General features: G+C 74.0%; 5 protein-coding genes. All 5 read right to left on the bottom strand.

Going from position 1 to position 4,896, the window contains the following annotated elements; all coding sequences use genetic code 11:
- Positions 1-707 (bottom strand): adenosylhomocysteinase (locus ACIQ8B_RS09990; protein WP_403546387.1); only part of this gene is annotated, 707 nt, incomplete at its 3' end.
- Between the two features lie 296 nt (positions 708-1,003).
- Positions 1,004-1,984 carry a cation diffusion facilitator family transporter gene (locus ACIQ8B_RS09985; protein WP_403546386.1) on the bottom strand — a complete coding sequence of 327 codons (981 nt, stop codon included), beginning with the start codon at positions 1,982-1,984 and terminating at the stop codon, positions 1,004-1,006.
- Between the two features lie 143 nt (positions 1,985-2,127).
- A complete protein-coding gene (manA, locus tag ACIQ8B_RS09980) occupies positions 2,128-3,279 on the bottom strand; it encodes a mannose-6-phosphate isomerase, class I (protein ID WP_403546385.1) in 1,152 nt (383 codons plus the stop codon).
- A gap of 83 nt (positions 3,280-3,362) precedes the next feature.
- Positions 3,363-4,493 (bottom strand): SIS domain-containing protein, encoded by a 1,131-nt coding sequence (locus ACIQ8B_RS09975; protein ID WP_403546384.1) that lies wholly within the window; start codon positions 4,491-4,493, stop codon positions 3,363-3,365.
- A 64-nt stretch (positions 4,494-4,557) separates the two neighbouring features.
- Positions 4,558-4,728: a Trm112 family protein gene (locus ACIQ8B_RS09970; RefSeq protein WP_403546383.1), complete on the bottom strand. Its 171-nt coding sequence runs from the start codon at positions 4,726-4,728 to the stop codon at positions 4,558-4,560.
- Between the last annotated feature and the right edge of the window lie 168 nt (positions 4,729-4,896).

The following is a 4,896-nucleotide window of genomic DNA, read 5'->3' as shown; positions in this document are numbered from 1 at the left end:
ACGGCGTCGTTGACGTTGATCGCCGGGAAGAGCAGCGTGCCGTCACGCTGCATCTCGTACAGGCGGTGGACGCCCGTCGTGGTCTCCTCGGTCACACCGCGGATCTCGGAGGACAGCTGGGTCCACTTCTGCGGGTTCTCGGCGAGGGTGCGGTTGAGCAGTTCCAGGATGACCCGGTGCTCGTCGGACTCGGCGGTGTCCGGGGAGGGCGCCTTGCCGTCCTTCTCGTACTCCACGCCCTTGTGGACGAGGAGCGTGGCGTCGCCGCCGTCGTCCAGGATCATGTTCGGGCCGCCGGTGGGGCTGTCCGGCCAGGTCAGCGCCTGCTCCGTGCACCACCAGTACTCCTGCAGCGTCTCGCCCTTCCAGGCGAAGACGGGGACGCCCCGCGGGTTGTCGGGCGTGCCGTCAGGGCCGACGGCGATGGCGGCCGCGGCGTGGTCCTGGGTGGAGAAGATGTTGCAGGACGCCCAGCGGACCCGCGCGCCGAGCGCGACGAGGGTCTCGATGAGGACGGCGGTCTGCACGGTCATGTGCAGGGAGCCGGTGATCCGGGCGCCGGCCAGGGGCTGGGCGTCGGCGTACTCCTTGCGGATCGCCATCAGGCCGGGCATCTCGTGCTCGGCGAGGGTGATCTCCTTGCGGCCGAACTCGGCCAGGGAGAGGTCGGCGACCTTGAAGTCCTGTCGGTTGTCGACAGTCGTCATTGCGAGCTGCTCCTCGGGGTTGGGGCGAGGTGGGTACGGCTGGTCTGCGCGGCGGCGGACACAGGGGTGCCCGAGGAGGGCACAGGCATGCCCGCGTACGCGCAGCGCAGTCCGTCGGAGGCCCTCTCTCCCTCGGCCGGTCCGCGGGGGACCGCCCGACCGCCATCAGCAGCGACGTCTGGCTCCGTCCCAAGCTACACCGACCGGCCGGGCGGTCCCCAGTCCAGCCGCGAACACATCAAGCCGTTCCGGTGCCGCGGTGCGGTCCCGGAACGGCCTGACGGCGGGATCGGGGGTCAGTGCCCGGCGTCCGGCTGGGCGGGGCCACCGGGCGTGGCTTCGATGTCGGGCCCCTTGGCGGCCGCGGCCTCGCTGAAGATGTCGGGCTCGAGGTAGATCACCCGGGCGATCGGGACGGCCTCGCGGATGCGGACCTCGGCGGCGTCGATGGCGACGGCGATCTCCGCGGCGGTGTCGTCGTGCCGGACGGCGATCTTCGCGGCGACCAGCAGCTCCTCCGGGCCGAGGTGGAGGGTGCGCATGTGGATGATGCGGGTGACGGTGTCGCCGTCGACGACGGCGGCCTCGATCTTGCGGGTCTCCTCGGAGCCCGCGGCCTCGCCCAGCAGCAGCGACTTGGTCTCGACGGCGAGCACCAGGGCGATCAGGATGAGCAGGACGCCGATGCAGAGGGTGCCGATGCCGTCCCAGACGCTGTCGCCGGTGGCGAGCGCCAGGCTGACGCCGCCGAGGGCCAGGATCAGACCGACGAGCGCGCCGAGGTCCTCCAGCAGGACGACCGGCAGCTCGGGCGCCTTGGAGTGGCGGACGAACTCCTTCCAGGAGCGTTTCCCGCGCAGGGCGTTGGACTCCTGGATGGCCGTGCGGAAGGAGAAGCTCTCGGCGATGATCGCGAAGACCAGTACGCCGACCGGCCAGTACCAGTGCTCCAGCTCGTGCGGGTGCTTGATCTTCTCGTAGCCCTCGTAGAGGGCGAACATGCCGCCGACCGAGAAGAGCACGATGGAGACGAGGAAGGCGTAGATGTACCGCTCGCGGCCGTAGCCGAAGGGGTGTTCCGGCGTCGCACGGCGCTGCGCCCTCTTGCCGCCGACCAGCAGCAGTGCCTGGTTGCCGGAGTCGGCGAGCGAGTGCACGGACTCGGCGAGCATCGATGAGGAGCCGCTGAAGACGAACGCCACGAACTTCGCTACCGCGATCGCGAGGTTGGCGACGAGTGCCGCGACGATCGCCTTGGTGCCCCCTGAAGCGCTCATGTGTTTCGGGTTGTCCCTTCGTACGCCGTGTGGATCCTGGGCGGGCGTGTGCGCACGCCGCCGGACGTGGTCCGTGCTGTGACGGTGGGCCATTGTTGCAGCCCCGGCCGGCGACGGCGCGTCAGATCCTCGTCACGGATCGCTCAGAGGACGACGGTGGCCCGGAAGACGGTTCCGGTACCCGAGACCTCGGCCTTCTCACCCGCGGGGACGAAGACGGAGTGTCCGGGCGTCAGGTCGTGCTCGCCGGCCCGGACGGCGCCGGCGGTGCAGAGCAGGATCTGCGGGGCGCCCCGGGTGAGGTCACGGGCGGGGGCGCCCTCGGCGAGGACGTAGCGGGAGAGCCGGAACTCGTCGGTGGGGGTCTCGTAGACCTCCTCGCCGTCCGGGCCGGCCTCGGGGCGGAGCACGGCGGGGTCGGCGGCCTCGAAGCGGACGATGCGCAGCAGTTCGGGGACGTCGACGTGCTTGGGGGTGAGGCCGCAGCGCAGGACGTTGTCGGAGTTGGCCATGATCTCGACGCCGAGGCCGTCGAGGTAGGCGTGCGGGACGCCGGCGCCGAGGTACAGCGCCTCGCCGGGCTGGAGCCGGACGTGGTTGAGGAGCATCGCGGCGATGACGCCGGGGTCGCCCGGGTAGTGGTGGGCGATGCCGGCGTAGGGCGCGTAGGGGCCGCCGAGGCGGTCGCACGCGGCGGCCGTCTCCGCGACGGTGCGGGCCATCTCGCCGGGGTCGGCGGTGAGGACGGCGGTGAGCACCTCGCGCAGCGCCGCCTCCTCGGGGCGGGCGTGCAGCAGGTCGGCGTACGGCTTGAGGGAGTCCACGCCGAGGCCGGCGAGGAGTTCGGCGGCGCGCAGCGGGTGGCGGAAGCCGCACAGGCCGTCGAACTCGGTGAGGGCGCAGATCAGTTCGGGTTTGTGGTTGGCGTCCTTGTAGGTGCGGTGCGGGGCGGTGATGGGGACGCCGCGGCGCTCCTCGTCCTCGTAGCCCGCCTGCGCCTGGGCCAGGTCGGGGTGGACCTGGAGGGACAGCGGCGAGCCCGCGGCGAGGAGTTTGAGCAGGAACGGCAGGCGGGGGCCGAACCTGGCGACCGCGGCGGCGCCGAGCTCGCGCTCCGGGTCGGCGCCGATGACCTCGGCGAGGGTGCCCCGGCCGGTGCGCGAGGGCGCGCCGGGGTGTGCTCCCATCCACATCTCCGCCTGGGGTTCGCCGGTCGGTTCGGTGCCGAGCAGCCGCGGGATGGCGGTGGTGGAGCCCCAGGCGTAGGGGCGGACGGTGTTGTCGAGGCGGTCCATGGGGCTCTTCGCGTTCCTTCTGCCGGTTCTCGTGCGGGCGCGCGGGGCCGGGCGCCCGCGCGGGGGTCAGGGGGCCTCGGGCATCATCGGGGTGCCGAGGCGAGCGCCAGGTAAACGGCGGCGAAATCGGTGACGGCGATCAGTTCCGCGAGGGTCTCCAGTTCGCCGCCCTCCTCCGGTTCCAGCTCGCTGATCGGCGTGTCGTGGGTGAGGGCCAGTTCGCGGGCGGCGGGGGCGGCGGTGAGGCCGCCGAGGGGCCGGTCGCGGAGCAGCACCACGCGCGCGCGCAGGGCGGGCGGCTCCTCCACGCGGTCGCGGAAGAAGTCGTCCGGGTCGGCGCCGGCGGCGAGCGGGCCGGCGAGCAGGGCGCTGTGCGCGGCGAGGGCCTCGGGCAGTTCGGCGACGACGGCAGGGGTGCCGGACAGCTCGGCGAGCGCGGCGGCGAACCGCCGGCCGGCCGGTCCGGCCGAGACGCCCTCGGTCCACACGACGGGCAGCGCGTCGGCGAGTTCGGCGGCGAGGGTCTTGGCCGCGTTGCTGTAGGTGGCGACGGCGGGTCCGCAGCGTTCGGCGACGGCGTCGAGGCGGTCGGCGACCTTCTGCAGGGTGTCCGGCGGCGCGGTGAGCAGGCCGGTGCGGTCCAGCAGGGCGAGCAGCGGGGTGAGCAGCGCCCACAGCACTCCGGGCGCGGAGGCGGCGAGGGGTTCGTCGTGGTCGTAGGGCGCGACGGCCATGGGGACGAACAGGCCGTGGCTGCCGGCGACGGACTCGGCGAGCGGGGTGCCGGCGGGGGCGACGGCGACGACGGTGAGGCCGCGGCGGTACGCCTGCTCGCAGAGCAGGGACAGGCCCGGCTCGGTGCCGTCCGGGGTGGCGATCAGCAGCAGGTCCACGGAGCCGGCCCAGCCGGGCAGTTCCCAGCGCAGGGCGCCCGCGGCGGGTGCGACGCCGGTGGGGGCGAGGCGGGTGACCGGGCTGCCGGCGCCGGCCAGGGTGCCGAGCAGGTCGGCGGTCTGGGTGGCGGCGGCGCCGGGTCCGGCGATGAGCACGGCACGGGGGCGGCCGTCGGGCTTCAGGTCGCCCACCCCCGCCTCGGCGGCGTGCCGTACCGCGGTGCGCACGCGGGCTCCGGCCTCGGCGGCGCCGCGGAGCAGGGCGCGGTGGTCGGCCTCGGCGAGGCCCTCCGGTGAGTCGAGCAGCGATTCGTCGAGCATGGGCGGCAGGCTCCGATCGGCGGGGCGTCGGCGGTACGCGGGGGCTCCGGGCGCGCGGCTGCGGTTATCGCGGGCGGCGGGCCTCGTCGACGAGGAGGACGGGGATGCCGTCGCGGACCGGGTAGGCGAGTCCGCAGTCCTGGCCGGTGCAGACCAGCTCGGTGTTCCGCTCCTCGAGGGGGGAGTGGCAGGCCGGGCAGGCCAGGATCTCCAGGAGGCCGGCTTCGAGAGGCATGAGGGTCCCTTCGCTGGTGGATGTGCTGGTCAGGGTACCGCCGGTGAGGGGCGTGCGGCGGGTCCGGGGCGATCCGCCCCCGACCCCCCCCCCCCGGCCGCCCGGCGCCCGTCGCGACCCCCCGATCACCGCGCGGGCCGCCTCGCCGTAACGGCAGACACTGGGCAC

Source organism: Streptomyces sp. NPDC096105, from assembly GCF_044763335.1.
Classification (GTDB): domain Bacteria; phylum Actinomycetota; class Actinomycetes; order Streptomycetales; family Streptomycetaceae; genus Streptomyces.
Note: the sequence above shows the minus strand (reverse complement) of the source record. Positions and strands in the feature narration are given on the sequence as shown.

Coding starts and splice junctions, on each gene's coding strand:
- ACIQ8B_RS09985 (WP_403546386.1), bottom strand. CDS start 1,984: ATGAGCGCTTCAGGGGGCACCAAGGCGATCGTCGCGGCACTCGTCGCC.
- manA (WP_403546385.1), bottom strand. CDS start 3,279: ATGGACCGCCTCGACAACACCGTCCGCCCCTACGCCTGGGGCTCCACC.
- ACIQ8B_RS09975 (WP_403546384.1), bottom strand. CDS start 4,493: ATGCTCGACGAATCGCTGCTCGACTCACCGGAGGGCCTCGCCGAGGCC.
- ACIQ8B_RS09970 (WP_403546383.1), bottom strand. CDS start 4,728: ATGCCTCTCGAAGCCGGCCTCCTGGAGATCCTGGCCTGCCCGGCCTGC.